Genomic DNA, 15198 nt, shown 5'->3' with positions numbered 1-15198 from the left:
AACTTTTTACATCCCCAGCAGTCTAATATGACAAAGGCCGCTGAGGGATCGGAATCGCAAGGAGGTAATCCTGATCATGACCGATTCCCAGCTTATCCGAGAGATTAAAGAAGGTAATCTGGAATGCTATGCTGAACTGATTCGTCGTTATGAAAAAAAGATCCTCTCATTTGTCACTCACCTTTTGCGCCAGGCTCATTTGGAGCATATCGCTGAGGACATCTGTCAGGAGACGTTTTACAAGGCGTATAAGAGCATTCATTCTTTCCGTGATGTAGAAGCAACCTTCTCCACCTGGCTCTATACGATAGCCCGCAACTCCGTACTCAGCGAATTGCGCAAAAGCCGCAACTCCGACGTGTATCTGGACGATACGCTGCAAGTGCCGATGGCTTCTCCCAAAACCTTGCCCGAGCAGGTGTTGTTGCGCAACGAGCGGGAGAGCATGGTCAGACTGGCGATCAACAACCTGCCGGAAAAGCAGCGTTCCGCCCTGATTTTGCGGGAGTACGAACAAATGGATTACACAGAGATCGCCACGATCCTCAATTTGACCGTCAGCTCCGTGAAATCCTTGCTGTTTCGGGCACGCCAAAGTATAAAAGGCCAGTTGGAAACCTACATCCTGGACCCTCAATTGGATGAAGCTGAAGGGATGAATCGATGATGAAATGTGAAGAAGTGCAGGAAATTCTGCCTGACTACGCCGAAAATCTGTTGCCCGAGGTGACGCAACGCCGCGTCGACCATCATATGGCTTCTTGTTATGCCTGCCGTTCCGACTATGAAATTTGGTCGGACAGCGGGGAGTGGATGGCGATGGACAAGGAAGAGTACCATTCGGTTACGCCTTCCCGTTCCATTGTAGATGCGGTCATGGCCCGGATTTTGTCTGAGGAGCAGTGGGCGATCCCGATTGGCAGAAAAATTTTCAGCGTAACAGCCAGAATGCGACGTATGGGGGCAAGTGTAGCCGTACTTTTGCTGCTGTTGTTTACGTTTACGCTATATGTGAATACAAGCTCCACGGAACAGGCTAACGCCCTCGTCATTAACGGGGAAGTGATGGCGATGAACACGCCAAAGGCACAAGTCATCTCTTCTTCCATGCAAACAGATGATGGTACATACGTTGTAGAAGCACAGCCGCTCTCTTCCCAGGGAGATGCGCTTGCGAGTGCGACGGCTTCCATCGTTCCGCTGGATGGCAAGCCTGCGACAGCGGATGCAGCCAAGCCTAACTATTCGATCGTGCTCAGTGTTTTCGGGATTTTGATAACCGTGTTGACAATGAGCTGGCTTACTCGTGCATAATGGTATAAGATCATTAAGGAAAGAAAAGACCGTCCTCGGACGGTCTTTTGTGGCTATTCATTGAGAATACGGCCGAAGCAAAATACATATGAGGTGAACACGATGCCAAAAAAATGGCTGTATGTCATAGACGAGGCAATCAAGCGGATTGAAAACGACGAGGTGGAGCTGGGCTTGACCGCCCTGCAAAAAGTGCAGGAGCACGGATCTGATCTTCCGGATGTGATGATGTATTTGGCCGAGGTGTGGTACCGGCTGGGACATTTGGAAGTAGCGGGCAAGCTGTTGTCGGAGGTGCTGGAGAAAAATCCGGGCATGGAGCCTTCCTTGCGCAGAGAGTGCCAACTGTTGCTCGCAGAAATTGCCCTTGATTCCAGCGATTTTGAAACCGCGCAGCATTTGCTCTACGAATGCAAGGAATCGGGCTACGAAAGCATTCAGCTTGACCTGTTGCTCGCCGATTTGTACGCGCTGCAAGATTTGGATGAGGTGGCGGTGAAGTATCTGGAGCAGGCAAGGCAAAAAGAGCCGGACAACCAGGACATTTTGGCGGCACTCGGCAATCTGTACTTCCGCATCGGCGAAGACGACGTAGCGATGAAGCTGTTGGAGGAGGCAGGCCACGAGAGCCTCGATCTGCTGTTGACAAAAGGGCGCTCGCTGGCGCAAAGCGGCCAGTTTGAGCAGGCGTACCAGGTGTTCCGCCAGGCGTTGGTGCTCGATCGCTCGCCGGAAGTGCTGTACGGAGCAGCCTTGATGGGCTTCCATGTGGGACGTCTGGAGGAAGCCGTGGAGCTGGTGACCACCCTGCAGGCGATTGACGAGGAATACGTCGCCGCGTACCCTTTGGCGGCAGACATTTACTTGTCGCTCGGCAAAACCGAGCAGGCCATCGACGCCTTGAAGCAATACGTGACGCTGTCCGGCTTCGACCTCGACCAGATTCGCCGCCTGATTGCGCTTTTGACGCAGGCAGGACGGTACGACGAGGCGAAAGAATACCAGCAGTTGCACGACCAATGGGATCACGAAACAGACGAAGAATAGAGCGAAAAAAACGCTCGCGCATAAAAAAATCGACGAACAGGAAGTCACTCAGGTGGCTTCCTGTTTATTTTTCCGCTTATTGGCAAGAATGAGGGATACAAGAAAGCCATCGCAAAGAAGGGATGCACAGATGAACTTGGCTGAGATCTTGGTGTACACCGATATCCGGCAGCTCCATCAGATTGCCAATCACTACGGATGCGAATGCAACCCTCATTCCAAAAACGAGCTAATCACCTCGCTCTTGTCCAGCCTGCGCCATCGGTTGACAATCGCGCAAGAAGTAGCCCAGCTATCCTCGGCAGAAACGCATTTTTTGCTGCAACTGCTACTCGACAAGCGAACCGTCATGTCGCTGGAAGATTTGCTGGCCAAAGCGGGAGTAGCTCTGGAGAGTGCCAAAGAAAAAAAGCAGGAAGAAGCAAGAAAGTTCGTGGCCGCGGCCATGAAAAGAGGATGGATCTTCCCGGCGAAAAGCAAGACGATCGGGCAGTATCAAATTCCGCTCGACATCCGTGAGCCGTACATACAAGCCTGGCTCGATCAGTGGCGCGAACAAAACACGCTGGTCGTTCCGGGACCGGAAGCGTACAGGGATGAAGGAACGGCTCTCTGCGACGATATCATGCAATTTTTACAATTCCTTCAGCAAGAGCCTGTACCGCTTACGGCCGAAGGAGGCATGTACAAAAGGCATCAGCAGCAGTTGTTTCAATTTTTGTACGTGAAGGAAGAACCGCTTTTGCCGCAAAAATGGCGCTTTGGCTACGGACTTCACTTCGATGTGTACCCGGACCGGTTTTCGTTGCTCTACGATTTCTGCTACTACCACAAGTGGATTGAGGAAGCGGAAGGAAAAGTGGCGATTACGGAGGCGGGCCGCGAGCGGCTGGAGCAGCCGTACACCGATCAGCTCTACCACGATGTGATCCGTTTTTGGATGAGGTTGTACAAGCGGGCGATCCCGAATTTGCCGATGCTTGTCCAGTTGATTCCGCTGCTTGCAGCCGGTGGCTGGGTAAGGCAGGAATCGCTGATGAACACGCTGCTTGCGTGGATCAAGGAGTTTTACTACGATGCACCCGCAGATATTTTGGTCAATCGCGTCTGCAAAATGATGGTGCACCTCGGATTGCTTCGAGTCGGCCAAGACGAGCATGAACAGTGGTTGTACACTGCCACCTATGCGAGCCAGACTTGGCTTCGAAAATACAACGGCTTTACGGAAACGACTATTTTATTGAAGTGAGGGATGGGTATGGAGTGGCCAAATTTCTATTCCAACGCGTACGGAACGAACAATCAAATGGTATCCGGGTTGCTTTCTGAGATGGTAATCGACGAGCAAATGCGTCAATACCGCAAGCGGGCGCTTTACCAGGAAATCGATGAGGCGTTGGCTACGAAAAACAAAGAGCTGTTTATCCGCTTGACAGACGAACTGAAAGAAATCATGGCCTACGAAAAGGCCTGAACCTTAGCAGGAAGCGATATTGCGAGTCTCCGCTGATTCATGGTACGCTAGTTTCCGGAAATCTACGCGAAGAAGAGGAGACGACCCTATGCAATGGAATGTAAACGAGTTTGAAAATTGGGAGGAGCTGCGGCCTTATGTGGACACCGCGCTGCTCCCTCTTTATTTGTACCGGGACGGGATCGAGGTAAAAGAGCACGTGCTGCGCATGAACTACTTGCTGAATGTGGCGGCTGGCATCGAGCAGCGCCTGAAGGGAAGGATTCTGTTGTTTCCGCTCAGCTATCGCTTCGCCTGGGAGGAGCAGGAGCAAAAGACGCCGCCGGGCTTCGCTTTTTCCGTTGGACTGCATTTTTCCGGGGACAAAATCCGGCTTGGCGATCAGGGAGAGGCAAGTACGCTCATGCTTCCGGTAGGCGAGGAAGACTTGGATTCGTCGTTGCGCTTTGAAGTGACGGTCGATGTGCTGACCAAAGAAATTATTCGTTTGTGGCAGCAAAAGAGTGCGCAATAGAGAAAGCGTTTTCCGGTAATACTACAGGAAAACGGGAGGGACAAGGAGCAAATTTTGACAAAATGGCAACAATCTCTCCGCAGGCGGTGGTTGGGTTCAGACATGTCCACTGGACATTCTTGACATCTTTATAGGCGTTAGCTATGATTGGGATTGACCTAGTGTATATGTATGAAAACGCCATCGTAGCGCTATTTTACAGGATAAGGAGGGAAAAAAGAGATGGGAGACAAACGCGAAATTTCCAGACGTACATTTTTGAACTACGCACTCATGGGAACTGGCGGGTTCCTTGCTGCGGGTATGATTACCCCTATGATTCGTTTTGCGGTTGATCCTTTACTGCAAGGACATGCAGGTGGAGATAAAGTGGCTGTTGGTTCACCAGATGAGTTTGGTCCGGAACCAAAGCGCGTTGAGTTTAAAGTACATACCAAGGACGGTTGGTATGAATCTGAATCTACTTTATCTGCATGGATTACGAAGAATGACAAGGGTGAAATCCTCGCTCTGTCCCCGATCTGTAAGCACTTGGGCTGTACAGTAAACTGGAACGAAAGTGCCGATCATCCGAACCAGTACTTCTGTCCATGCCACTTGGGCCGTTATACCATTAACGGCGAACACATTCTGGGGACACCACCAACGGCATCTCTTGATGAGTATGAAACAGAAGTGAAAGACGGCAAGTTGTATTTGGGTAAAGTAAAGGCAAATCCTCGTCCGGGGGTGAACGGCTAAGATGTTGCAAAAAATGTATGATTGGGTCGATGAGCGCCTGAATATCACTCCAATGTGGCGTGACTTGGCCGACCACGAAGTACCTGAGCACGTGAACCCGGCACACCACTTCTCTGCGTTCGTTTACTGCTTTGGGGGCCTAACGTTCTTTATTACCGTTATTCAAATCTTGTCTGGTATGTTTTTGACGATGTATTACGTGCCAGACATTATTAACGCATACGAATCTGTCAAATACCTGCAGAACGAAGTAGCGTTCGGGGTAATCGTACGCGGTATGCATCACTGGGGCGCGAGCTTGGTCATCGTGATGATGTTCCTACATACGTTGCGTGTTTTCTTTACAGGTGCATACAAAAAGCCTCGCGAGCTGAACTGGGTTGTGGGCATGCTGATCTTCTTCGTCATGCTGGGACTTGGCTTCACAGGTTACCTCCTGCCATGGGACAACACCGCATACTTTGCGACAAAAGTAGGTCTGGAGATTGCAAACTCCGTTCCGATCATCGGTCCATATGCGAAAATGTTGCTGACAGGCGGAGACATCGTAGGGGCACAAACTCTTTCCCGCTTCTTCGCGATTCACGTGTTCTTCCTGCCTGGCGCATTGCTCGGCCTTTTGGGAGCACACTTTGTCATGATTCGTTCGCAAGGTATCTCGGGTCCACTATAATCGGTCTTCGATAAAAAGGAGGAAATAGCATGGCAAAACAAGACAAAGATGCTACCTTCGTCGGAGATTCCCGAGTATCGGCGAAGCGTATCCCTAACATTTCTCCATCCTACTCCGATTTTCCGGGAAAAAATGAGCCGTTCTGGCCTAACTTCCTGCTGAAAGAGTGGATGGTGGCAGCAGTTTGCTTGGTTGGCTTCCTCGTGCTGACGGTTTCCCATCCGTCGCCGCTGACAGACAAGGCAAACCCGAATGATACGTCATTCGTTCCATTGCCAGACTGGTACTTCCTGTTCCTGTACCAAATGTTGAAATACCCTTGGGCTGCGGGTGACTGGGTAGTCTTCGGGACCATCGTTGTACCAGGTATCGCATTTGGTGCTTTGCTGCTCGCGCCTTGGCTGGACACCAGCAAAGAGCGTCGTCCATCCAAGCGTCCGGTTGCTACAGGCTTGATGCTGACAGCTCTCGTAGGGATTTTCTACCTCACTTGGGCAGCCGATCATGAGCACTCCCTCAACCATCCGTCCAGCAAAGATGGTGGCGGTGCTGGTCACGGCGGCTCCAGCGCGGCTGCGCCTGCACCTGCTGATACCAGCTTTACAGCAGATGCAGTTTGGAAAGCGCAAACAAGCTGCATGGGTTGCCACGGCAAAAACATGGAGGGTGGCATGGGGCCAAATCTCCAGAAGATCGGTGAAAAATACGATGCAACGCAGATTGCCGACATCATCAAAAACGGGAAAGCACCTGGAATGCCAGGCGGCTTAATCAAGGATGATGCGGAAATCGCTAAGCTGGCTGAATACATGGCAACCTTGAAATAAGCTAATAAGGAAAAAGCTGGCTGACGATGCGGTCAGCTTTTTCTTTAGCGGCGTACACAGCGGGAGACGATAAACATGATCTGGATATGGGAGTGGTTTATACATTCTTTGGGGAAAAGATGGTTTCTATGGACGCTGTTTATCGTAAACCTGCTGGGAACTATATACGGATTCATCTGGTATAAAAACCAACTGGCAGAAACGCCAGCGTACTTGACTCCTTTTGTTCCAGACAGCCCGACAGGTAGTGGACTATTCACGCTGGTACTCCTTACTTATTTGTTGGGTCGCCATATCCCGGTACTAGAAGCGTTGGCAGGAATCACCAATTTCAAGTACGGTGTATGGGCCGTCTGCATCATCTTAGCGGGTTGGATGATGGGGAATGAAGTGCGTTGGACAGATGTGATGTTAATCTTTTCCCATGCAGGCATGGCGGTTGAATCAGTTTTGTATGCACGCTTTTACAAATTAAGCATCCTGCCAGTAGGGATCGCTGCCTTGTGGACACTGAACAACGACTTTTTGGATTACGTCATGGACATCCATCCGTGGTTGCCGAGTGTGCTTGACCCGTACGAAGGTTTTGTGGGACTGTTTACCGTGCTTCTCAGCCTGATTTCCATATCCGTCATCTGGCTCGTAAACACAAAGCACACGATAAACAAGGTCTAATCTTGTCCTCCTTTCCATAGGCTGTACTAGGGGAAGGGGGTTTTTTGCGTTGAAGAAAAACATCCGCTTTTTAATGTTTTTTCTCGCGATCGGGCTGTTTTTGTCGTGGCCGATCCACAGCCTGTACTCGAAGCTGAACCAGCCGATCGAGGAGCAGCAGCTAGTGGCACTGGATCAGATCGCGAATGAATTTTTGACCTACGCCAAAAAAGGGGATCTCGAAGGAGCGCAGCAGCGGATTATCCAACTGGCTGAGAAGTTTCCCAACCAGCATTTGACCTATCCGATTCGGATTGAAAGTCTGAACGCGGTTACCCAATCGATTTTGGCGGCTAAAAAAAGCTTTGCCTCCACGAACGTAAGCGAGCAGCAGTTGTTGTGGCACGCCACGCAGGTTCGTGTAGCGATTGACTCCCTGACGCACGAGCATCAGCCGATGTGGCGCAGCTATTATCCATCCCTTGTGACACAGGTGCAAAATTTGCAGCAATCCGCCGTGGAACGCAATTACAACCAGTTCCGCGAGCAGTTTGATGAAAACTACCGCCTGTTTTTGGCGATCAAACCGGGAATGAGCATCCAACTCCCCGAGGATCAGCTCGCTTCCATCTCTGCGGCGTATGACGTCATCTCCAAAGAGATGCGAAACGCGCAAATGGATTGGCAGCTCGTCAGGGAAGCTTTGCGCGATTTGAACGGCTCGATCCAGACAGCGTTTGTCGGCGAGGAGAAAAGTACGTTTGCCCGCCTGATGATGCGGCCTGACTCGCCACTGGCGATCCTGTTTTCGATCTCAATTGCGTTGGTCGCTGCCTTGGCGTACGTGGCCTGGAAAAAATACAACGGGGAAATCCGTTCTGCCTAATGAAGCGAAGCGCATACAAAAAAACCTTGCCGAAAAACAGGCAAGGTTTTATTTTTGGTGCAATGTCGGCCTTCCTTACTCGCGTCACGCTTAGTCATGCAAAGGCTTCTTGTTTTCATCAAGCGTAAAGCCTTCGCCGAGCACTTCGTGAACATCGTTGACGATGACGAATGCGTGCGGGTCGATCTCCTGCACGATCGTTTTGAAGCGCATGACCTCGTTGCGGCCGACGACGACGTAGATCACTTTCTTTTCTTCGCCGGAGTATGCGCCTTTACCAGCCAGGAGCGTTACGCCTCGGCCCAAATCGAGAATTTGCCGGGAGATTTCTTCTGCGTGGTTGGAAATGATCGTCAGCGCTTTTCCGGCATAGGCACCGTCCTGTAAAAAGTCGATGACGCGGGCGGCAATAAACACGACGACGAGCGTGTACATCGCGCTCTCCAGGTTCAAGTATACGAGCGAAGCGCCGATGACGAGGATGTCGCCGAAAAACAGCGTTCTTCCCATGCTCACGCCCATGTACTTTTGCAGCAATCGGGCGATGATGTCAACGCCGCCAGTCGTTCCGCCGTAGCGGAAAATAATGCCCAAACCGACACCGACAGCCACGCCGGCGTACAAGGATGCGAGCAGACGATCGTGCATCACGAGCGGCAGCACGCCATCAAACGCCGAGAGGAAGACAGAGAGCGAAACGGTCCCTAAAATAGTATAGAAAAAAGCAGTGCGGCCGAGAATTTTCCATCCTAAAATGAACAGCGGCACGTTCAGGGCGAAGAAGACGATCCCTTGGTCGATAGCGGGAAACAACAGCTTGAGTAAAATGCTGATCCCCGTGATCCCGCCCTCGGCAAGGTGGTTGGGGATATTGAAGGCGTTAATGCCGAATCCCATAATGGCAGAACCGATAATGATAGCGATGATGCTCTTCCAACGTATGTTCATAGTGTCCTCCTGTTTTGCCGGAGCGAAAAATGACGCTGTTGATCGTCCGACATGTTGTGCAGTAGTGCGGGCGAAATACTCAATACCTTAGGGCCATCCGAAAGCCATTATAAATGAACGATTATTTGATTGTCCATATGTTGGAAGACGAAGTATTGAGATTTGGCAAACGCAGCCTTTTTGTGTACGATAGGTGAAAGAGAGAAGGATGAAAAACAAAAGGAGTGGGCAGATGGAACGGCAAAAAACCATGCAGGAAATGCAGCAGGAAGTGGACCAATACATATCGCAATTCAAGGAAGGGTATTTCTCGCCGCTTTCCATGCTGGCGCGCATGACCGAAGAAGTCGGGGAGCTGGCGCGGGAGATCAATCACTTTTACGGCGAAAAGCCAAAGAAGAAAGACGAAGGCGAGAAAACCGTCGAGGAAGAGCTGGGAGACGTGCTCTTTATCGTGATCTGCTTCGCGAACTCGCTTGGCATCGACCTGCAGGAAGCGTTTGATCGTATTATGCACAAATTCAACACACGCGATAAAGATCGCTGGACAAGAATTGAGGAGAACAACCAACATGGATAAACAGATTCGCGTAGCGGTTGCAGGCGCAAATGGCCGCATGGGCCAGGAAGTAGTGAAAATGCTGGCGCAGGACGCGCAGTTGATCTACACCGGAAATTTGGATACTCGCCTTGGCAGCGAAGAAATCAACAAACAGATGGAAGAAATGAAGCCGGATGTGCTCGTCGATTTTACCACGCCGCACAGCGTCTACAAAAACATGGAGCTGTGTTTGGCCCATGGGGTGCGGCCAGTGGTCGGGACTACGGGCTTGACTCCAGAGCAGTTGCAGGAAATGACAGATCGCTACAAAGAGGCGGGGCTTGGTGCCATCATCGCTCCGAACTTTGCGATTGGCGCTATTTTGTGCATGAAATTTGCCGCGATGGCAGCCAAATATATGCCGCATGTGGAAATCATCGAGCTGCACCATGATCGCAAGCTGGATGCGCCGAGCGGTACAGCGTTGAAGACAGCGGAGATGATCGCCGCGGTACGCCAGGAGCTGAAGCAGGGGCACCCGGAAGAAGCAGAGACGATTCCCGGCGCACGGGGAGCGGAGTACGAAGGTTTCCGCATCCACAGTGTGCGCTTGCCGGGAATGGTCGCTCACCAGGAAGTGCTGTTCGGTTCGACCGGGCAAACGTTGTCCATTCGCCACGATTCGATCAACCGCGAGTCGTTTATGCCAGGCGTTAATTTGGCGATTAAGGCCGTCATGAGTATGTATGGCTTGATCTACGGTTTGGAACATCTGATTGATTAAACGTTTGATTAAAAAAGCGATCTCTATCGAGACATAAGGGAGAGTTTCTCGTGAAAATAGCATTGATTGCCCATGATCGAATGAAAGAAGAGATTGTCCAACTGGCCATGGCCTACGAATCCATCCTGGCGGAGCATGAGCTGTACGCCACAGGAACGACGGGCGGAAGAATCATGGATGCCACTTCGCTGAAACTCACCAGGTTTTTGTCCGGCCCATTAGGCGGCGATCAGCAGATTGGCGCGATGATTGCCAAAAACGAGATGGACCTGATTATTTTCTTGCGCGATCCGCTTACCTCCCAGCCGCACGAACCGGATATTATCGCGCTTTTGAGACTGTGTGATGTGCACAAAATTCCGTTTGCCACCAACCTTGGCTCTGCGGAGATTATGCTCAAGGCGCTGGAACGGGGAGAGCTGGCTTGGCGTGACGTGCTGCACAAGGAGAACGAAGCATGAGTACACGCGAACTCGACATTTTGGCGATTGGCGCCCATCCCGATGACGTGGAGATCGGGGCGGCAGGCAGCCTGCTATTGGCGGCAGCTTCCGGCAAACGGACAGCGATTCTCGACCTGACTTACGCTGAACTGTCGTCCAACGGTACGGTGGAGCGCAGACAGCAGGAAGCGGCTGCGGCCGACAAGCTGCTCGGAGTGTGTGCGCGCTACAATTTCGGATTGCCTGACCGCGGGCTGGAAGCTGTCAGGGAGCAAGCGATCGAGCGTGTGGTGAAGCTGATTCGGAAGACGCGTCCGCGCACCGTACTCGCCCCGTATTTTTCCGATCGCCATCCCGACCATGAGAGCGTAAGCCGCATCGTGCGCGAAGCCATCTTCAACGCGGGCATCCGCAAGTACATGCCCGATCCGGAGCTGCCGGCGTATCGTCCCGCTCAATTTCTGTACTATTTTATTAATTCGACGGTAACGCCGCAGGTCGTGGTCGATATTACTACGGTTTTTCCGCAAAAAATGGAAGTCCTCCGTTGCTACCGCAGCCAGTTCGAGCTGGAAGAAGGCAGCGTGCAAACACCGCTCACGAACGGGTATCTCGAATCCGTCGAGTACCGCGAGCGGTTGTTTGGGCAGCAGGCAGGCGTCCGTTATGCCGAAGGGTTTGTCAGCGCTGCGCCGTATGTATTGACCAGCTTGTGAGAAGGAGTGACACCTAAGAAATGAAGATCGGGATTACGTGTTATCCATCGCTGGGAGGGTCCGGGGTCGTTGCGACGGAACTAGGCAAGCTGCTGGCGGAGCGGGGGCATCAGGTGCACTTCATTACGGGCGGGATGCCTTTTCGCCTCGGTGCCTTCCACCCGAACATTTTTTACCATGAAGTAGAAGTGAACCATTACGATGTATTCAAATACCCTCCCTACGACTTGACGCTGGCAAACCGGATGGCGCAGGTGGCCAAAACGGAAAACCTGGACTTACTGCACGTACATTATGCCGTGCCGCATGCGCTGTGCGCGTTTTTAGCGAAGCAGATGGTCGGGGATCATTTGAAAATCGTGACGACCTTGCACGGGACGGACATTACCGTTTTGGGCTATGACTCGAACCTGAGTGACATGATCCGCTTTGGCATCGAGCGCAGCGATCTGGTGACGGCTGTGTCCAAAGACTTAATCAGGCAGACAAAAGAGCTGCTGCACGTCGAAAAAGAAATCGTTCCCGTGTACAATTTCGTCGACAAGCGCCGCTACTATCCAAAAGAAGTAGAGAAGCTGAAAAAGGTGTTCGCGCCGAATGGTGAAAAAATTCTCATGCACATCTCCAACTTCCGCCCGGTCAAGCGTGTCCCGGACGTCATTGAGATTTTCGCGCGGGTCAAGGAAGCAATGCCTGCCCGGTTGATCCTGATTGGCGAAGGGCCGGAAATGGGGGCGGTCCGCAAGCAGATTGCCGAGCAAAATTTGACGGACGATGTCTGTTTTCTCGGCAAGCAGGAAGACGTCGCGGAAGTGTTGTCCATGGCCGACCTGATGCTGTTGCCGTCGGAAAAAGAAAGCTTCGGGCTCGTTGCGTTAGAAGCGATGGCTTGCGGCGTGCCTGTTGTGGCGACGGTTGCCGGCGGGATACCCGAAGTCGTGGTCGACGGCGTCAATGGCTTTTTGCGCCCGATTGGGGATGTCGAAGGCATGTCGCAGGCAGCGATTCGCCTGTTGCAAGACGAAGCGTTGTACCGCGAGTTTTCCGCAAACAGCATCGAGCGCTCCTGCAAAACGTTTTGTCACGAGACGATTGCCTCCCAGTACGAGGCTCTCTATACAAAGTTGCTCGGGTAAGCTTTTTTGCCGCAAACGGTCACGCTCACTGGCGGGACAGATTGCTTTTCGCCAGTTGATGCAGTTTGGATACGAAAATAAAGAGCCCATACAAAAATCTCATGCGTATCGCCTCCTTATGTAATCAGGTGAACCATGCGAGAAAGGGGGGAAGTGGCATGACGCTCCATCTGGCTAACCAGATTCTGGAAACGTTGGAGAAGCACGGCTTTGAAGCGTATTATGTCGGCGGCTGCGTCCGCGATTGGCTGTTGTCTCGGCCGGTGCACGATATAGATATATGTACGAATGCCCATCCTAGCGACGTCATCCGCTTGTTTCCCGATCACGTCCCGACCGGACTCAAGCATGGAACGGTGTCCGTGAGAATCGAAGGGCAGTTTTTTGAAGTGACGACGTACCGGACGGAAGGCAAGTATGAAGACTACCGCCGTCCTGCTGATGTCCAGTTCGTTTCCGAGCTGAGACTGGACCTTGAACGCAGAGACTTTACGATGAATGCGATGGCGATGAACCGCGCAAAAGAGCTGCAGGACCCGTTTGGCGGGCGGGCGGATATCGCGCAAAAGCTGGTGCGGGCCGTAGGCGAGCCGCTGGAGCGTTTTCGCGAGGATGCGCTGCGGTTGTTGCGGGCGGTACGGTTCGCCGCCGAGCTTGGCTTTTCCATCGAGGCGCAGACGCTTGCCGCTATGCAACAGACGGCTCCGCTCCTGTCGCATATCGCGGTGGAGCGCGTCCGCGAAGAGCTGAACAAAATGCTCGCCAGCGATTCGCCGCAAATCGGCTGCGCGTTGATTAACAAAACAGGGCTGTTCGGGTACGCTCCTGGCTTGCAGCGGCTGTTTCGCGATGCGGCTTCCGAGTTTTGGCGGGCTGTCCATGTGGAGAGTCTGGCGCAAAAATGGTCGCTTTTGCTCTATGCGGCGCGTTTTACTGCGGCGGAGTCCAAAGCGTTTTGCCAGTCGCTGCGGATGTCCAAACGGGAGACGGAGACGATCGTCGGCTTTGTGGAGCTGTTGGAGCGCATCCAGCCAAAATGGGACGCGCCCGAGACTGTCGAGTGGGGACAGTTGCTGCTTGATGCCGGCTGGGACACGTGCGAACAGCTTGCCGGGATATTGCAAAGCTGCTGGTGGAAGCAGCCAGCGCAGACGCACAGCCTGATGCAGACATTGGTCGAACAGTATCGGGCCATGCCTGTGAAAACGATGAAGGAGCTGGCGGTGACAGGGCTTGACCTGCAAGTCGCGCTGCAAAAGAAAGCGGGCGAGTGGATTGTCCACGTGCTTCGGGCGCTGCTTGCGCAGACAGCTCTCCACGGCTTGCCGAACACGCCGGAGGCTCTAATCGAAGCTGCAAAGAAAGAGGTAGCGCAAGATGAACATTAAACAGGTCATTCTTCAAGCATTTCGCGACCAGCCAGGGCGCTTTATCTCTGGCGAAGAATTGAGCCAGACGTGCGGCTGCTCGCGAACGGCCGTCTGGAAGCATATAGAAGAGTTGCGGCGGGACGGCTACGAGGTCGAGGCGGTTCGCAAGTCGGGCTATCGTCTGCTGGCCGCGCCGGATCGGCTGTCAGCCGCGGAAATTATGGCAGGGCTTGCCACGACAAGGATCGGACAGCACGTCATCGCCCACGACGAGGTCGTCTCGACGCAGCCGCTCGCGCATGAGGCGGCGGCAAAAGGGGCGCAGGAAGGCACGCTTGTTTTGGCGGAACAGCAGACAGGCGGCAAAGGGCGGCTGGGACGTCCGTGGCACTCTCCGAAAGGGACAGGCATCTGGATGAGTCTGATCGTCCGTCCTGCGATTCCGTTGCCGAAAGCGCCGCAGATGACCTTGCTGACGGCGGTGACCGTCGCGAGGACGATTCGGGAAGAAACCGGACTAACGGTCAAAATCAAATGGCCGAACGACATTTTCATTGGCGATAAAAAAGTGTGCGGAATTTTGACCGAGCTGAATGCGGAAGCAGACCGGGTCAACTATTTGGTTATCGGCATCGGGCTGAACGCCAACAGTGTACAGGCTGACTTCCCGGAAGAGCTGCTTTCGATCGCCACGTCGTTGCGAATCGAGTCGGGCACCCCGGTCAAGCGCGTCGCGTTCATCCAGCGCTTTTGCCAAAACTTCGAGGAAGAGTACGACCATTACTTGCAGGAGGGCTTCCAGCGGGTGAAAGACGAATGGGAAGCCAACTCCTACTCGATCGGCCGCTGGGTGACGGTGCAGACGATCTCGCAAAAGCTGGAGGGCCAGGCAATCGGCCTCGATGAAGAAGGCGTGCTGATGGTCGAGGATCGCGCCGGACAAATTCATAAAGTGTATTCGGCCGACGTCAATTATCGTGCAAATGTGTAGATGATTTGCTATACTCCAAATGGGAGGCTGTATCTGTGGCAGAACGGTACTCCCGGAGTATTTTTGGCATGATTGGTGTATCAATAAGGCAATAGTGCAAGGACAAAAATCTGCTCAGAGCCTTTGTGGACCGAGACAG

19 protein-coding genes are annotated in these 15198 nt (G+C 52.7%); 18 read left to right on the top strand and 1 reads right to left on the bottom strand.

The features are described 5' to 3' along the window. Positions 1-76: 76 nt before the first annotated feature. The 11 genes from M655_RS15425 to M655_RS15375 all read left to right on the top strand — a co-directional run bounded on the left by M655_RS15425 (position 77) and on the right by M655_RS15375 (position 8130). Positions 77-667, top strand: a complete 591-nt coding sequence (locus tag M655_RS15425) for an RNA polymerase sigma factor (RefSeq protein WP_007785416.1) — start codon at positions 77-79, stop codon at positions 665-667. Beyond that, positions 664-1314 (top strand): zf-HC2 domain-containing protein, encoded by a 651-nt coding sequence (locus tag M655_RS15420; protein WP_051353869.1) that lies wholly within the window; start codon positions 664-666, stop codon positions 1312-1314. The genes M655_RS15425 and M655_RS15420 overlap by 4 nt, the downstream gene beginning before the upstream one ends. 102 nt (positions 1315-1416) lie before the next feature. After that, positions 1417-2361 carry a tetratricopeptide repeat protein gene (locus M655_RS15415; RefSeq protein WP_005831260.1) on the top strand — a complete coding sequence of 315 codons (945 nt, stop codon included), beginning with the start codon at positions 1417-1419 and terminating at the stop codon, positions 2359-2361. 130 nt (positions 2362-2491) lie between these two features. Then, entirely contained in the window at positions 2492-3610 is a 1119-nt protein-coding gene (locus M655_RS15410; protein ID WP_005831257.1) for a hypothetical protein, read from the top strand. 9 nt (positions 3611-3619) lie between these two features. Continuing rightward, positions 3620-3835: an IDEAL domain-containing protein gene (locus tag M655_RS15405; RefSeq protein ID WP_005831255.1), complete on the top strand. Its 216-nt coding sequence runs from the start codon at positions 3620-3622 to the stop codon at positions 3833-3835. Positions 3836-3923: 88 nt separating this feature from the next. Further along, positions 3924-4349 carry a DUF2487 family protein gene (locus M655_RS15400; RefSeq protein WP_005831253.1) on the top strand — a complete coding sequence of 142 codons (426 nt, stop codon included), beginning with the start codon at positions 3924-3926 and terminating at the stop codon, positions 4347-4349. Positions 4350-4571: 222 nt separating this feature from the next. Beyond that, positions 4572-5090 carry a Rieske (2Fe-2S) protein gene (locus M655_RS15395; RefSeq protein WP_005831251.1) on the top strand — a complete coding sequence of 173 codons (519 nt, stop codon included), beginning with the start codon at positions 4572-4574 and terminating at the stop codon, positions 5088-5090. Position 5091: 1 nt separating this feature from the next. Then, on the top strand, positions 5092-5763 hold the full coding sequence (qcrB, locus tag M655_RS15390) for a menaquinol-cytochrome c reductase cytochrome b subunit (RefSeq protein WP_005831250.1): 672 nt from the start codon (positions 5092-5094) through the stop codon (positions 5761-5763). Between the two features lie 29 nt (positions 5764-5792). Continuing rightward, the gene (locus tag M655_RS15385; RefSeq protein ID WP_005831249.1) at positions 5793-6590 is read left to right on the top strand and encodes a menaquinol-cytochrome c reductase cytochrome b/c subunit; all 798 of its coding nucleotides are present in this window, start codon (positions 5793-5795) and stop codon (positions 6588-6590) included. A gap of 75 nt (positions 6591-6665) precedes the next feature. Then, positions 6666-7265 (top strand): DUF1405 domain-containing protein, encoded by a 600-nt coding sequence (locus M655_RS15380; RefSeq protein ID WP_005831247.1) that lies wholly within the window; start codon positions 6666-6668, stop codon positions 7263-7265. 49 nt (positions 7266-7314) lie between these two features. Continuing rightward, complete coding sequence (locus M655_RS15375) at positions 7315-8130, top strand: sporulation protein YpjB (protein ID WP_026557099.1); 816 nt, start codon at positions 7315-7317, stop codon at positions 8128-8130. 90 nt (positions 8131-8220) lie between these two features. On the opposite strand, the gene M655_RS15370 is transcribed toward M655_RS15375, so the two are convergent. Continuing rightward, positions 8221-9078, bottom strand: a complete 858-nt coding sequence (locus M655_RS15370; protein WP_005831244.1) for a YitT family protein — start codon at positions 9076-9078, stop codon at positions 8221-8223. Between the two features lie 232 nt (positions 9079-9310). Between M655_RS15370 and M655_RS15365 the strand changes: the two genes are divergently transcribed. The 7 genes from M655_RS15365 to M655_RS15335 all read left to right on the top strand — a co-directional run bounded on the left by M655_RS15365 (position 9311) and on the right by M655_RS15335 (position 15059). Further along, complete coding sequence (locus M655_RS15365) at positions 9311-9658, top strand: nucleotide pyrophosphohydrolase (protein WP_025843800.1); 348 nt, start codon at positions 9311-9313, stop codon at positions 9656-9658. Then, complete coding sequence (dapB, locus tag M655_RS15360) at positions 9651-10403, top strand: 4-hydroxy-tetrahydrodipicolinate reductase (RefSeq protein ID WP_005831240.1); 753 nt, start codon at positions 9651-9653, stop codon at positions 10401-10403. Before M655_RS15365 ends, dapB begins: the two co-directional genes overlap by 8 nt. A gap of 50 nt (positions 10404-10453) precedes the next feature. Next, positions 10454-10864: a methylglyoxal synthase gene (locus M655_RS15355; RefSeq protein WP_005831238.1), complete on the top strand. Its 411-nt coding sequence runs from the start codon at positions 10454-10456 to the stop codon at positions 10862-10864. Further along, the gene (gene bshB1 / locus M655_RS15350; protein ID WP_007785406.1) at positions 10861-11562 is read left to right on the top strand and encodes a bacillithiol biosynthesis deacetylase BshB1; all 702 of its coding nucleotides are present in this window, start codon (positions 10861-10863) and stop codon (positions 11560-11562) included. Before M655_RS15355 ends, bshB1 begins: the two co-directional genes overlap by 4 nt. A 20-nt stretch (positions 11563-11582) precedes the next feature. Beyond that, positions 11583-12698 carry an N-acetyl-alpha-D-glucosaminyl L-malate synthase BshA gene (gene bshA, locus M655_RS15345; RefSeq protein WP_005831236.1) on the top strand — a complete coding sequence of 372 codons (1116 nt, stop codon included), beginning with the start codon at positions 11583-11585 and terminating at the stop codon, positions 12696-12698. A 158-nt stretch (positions 12699-12856) separates the two neighbouring features. Continuing rightward, positions 12857-14086 carry a CCA tRNA nucleotidyltransferase gene (locus tag M655_RS15340; protein ID WP_026557100.1) on the top strand — a complete coding sequence of 410 codons (1230 nt, stop codon included), beginning with the start codon at positions 12857-12859 and terminating at the stop codon, positions 14084-14086. Beyond that, entirely contained in the window at positions 14076-15059 is a 984-nt protein-coding gene (locus M655_RS15335) for a biotin--[acetyl-CoA-carboxylase] ligase (RefSeq protein ID WP_005831232.1), read from the top strand. The genes M655_RS15340 and M655_RS15335 overlap by 11 nt, the downstream gene beginning before the upstream one ends. Positions 15060-15198 lie beyond the last annotated feature (139 nt).

It is taken from the genome of Brevibacillus sp. NSP2.1 (genome assembly GCF_000470975.2).
GTDB classification, from domain to species: Bacteria; Bacillota; Bacilli; order Brevibacillales; family Brevibacillaceae; genus Brevibacillus; species Brevibacillus agri.
Note: the sequence above shows the minus strand (reverse complement) of the source record. Positions and strands in the feature narration are given on the sequence as shown.

Coding starts and splice junctions, on each gene's coding strand:
- M655_RS15425 (WP_007785416.1), top strand. CDS start 77: ATGACCGATTCCCAGCTTATCCGAGAGATTAAAGAAGGTAATCTGGAA.
- M655_RS15420 (WP_051353869.1), top strand. CDS start 664: ATGATGAAATGTGAAGAAGTGCAGGAAATTCTGCCTGACTACGCCGAA.
- M655_RS15415 (WP_005831260.1), top strand. CDS start 1,417: ATGCCAAAAAAATGGCTGTATGTCATAGACGAGGCAATCAAGCGGATT.
- M655_RS15410 (WP_005831257.1), top strand. CDS start 2,492: ATGAACTTGGCTGAGATCTTGGTGTACACCGATATCCGGCAGCTCCAT.
- M655_RS15405 (WP_005831255.1), top strand. CDS start 3,620: ATGGAGTGGCCAAATTTCTATTCCAACGCGTACGGAACGAACAATCAA.
- M655_RS15400 (WP_005831253.1), top strand. CDS start 3,924: ATGCAATGGAATGTAAACGAGTTTGAAAATTGGGAGGAGCTGCGGCCT.
- M655_RS15395 (WP_005831251.1), top strand. CDS start 4,572: ATGGGAGACAAACGCGAAATTTCCAGACGTACATTTTTGAACTACGCA.
- qcrB (WP_005831250.1), top strand. CDS start 5,092: ATGTTGCAAAAAATGTATGATTGGGTCGATGAGCGCCTGAATATCACT.
- M655_RS15385 (WP_005831249.1), top strand. CDS start 5,793: ATGGCAAAACAAGACAAAGATGCTACCTTCGTCGGAGATTCCCGAGTA.
- M655_RS15380 (WP_005831247.1), top strand. CDS start 6,666: ATGATCTGGATATGGGAGTGGTTTATACATTCTTTGGGGAAAAGATGG.
- M655_RS15370 (WP_005831244.1), bottom strand. CDS start 9,078: ATGAACATACGTTGGAAGAGCATCATCGCTATCATTATCGGTTCTGCC.
- M655_RS15365 (WP_025843800.1), top strand. CDS start 9,311: ATGGAACGGCAAAAAACCATGCAGGAAATGCAGCAGGAAGTGGACCAA.
- dapB (WP_005831240.1), top strand. CDS start 9,651: ATGGATAAACAGATTCGCGTAGCGGTTGCAGGCGCAAATGGCCGCATG.
- bshB1 (WP_007785406.1), top strand. CDS start 10,861: ATGAGTACACGCGAACTCGACATTTTGGCGATTGGCGCCCATCCCGAT.
- bshA (WP_005831236.1), top strand. CDS start 11,583: ATGAAGATCGGGATTACGTGTTATCCATCGCTGGGAGGGTCCGGGGTC.
- M655_RS15340 (WP_026557100.1), top strand. CDS start 12,857: ATGACGCTCCATCTGGCTAACCAGATTCTGGAAACGTTGGAGAAGCAC.
- M655_RS15335 (WP_005831232.1), top strand. CDS start 14,076: ATGAACATTAAACAGGTCATTCTTCAAGCATTTCGCGACCAGCCAGGG.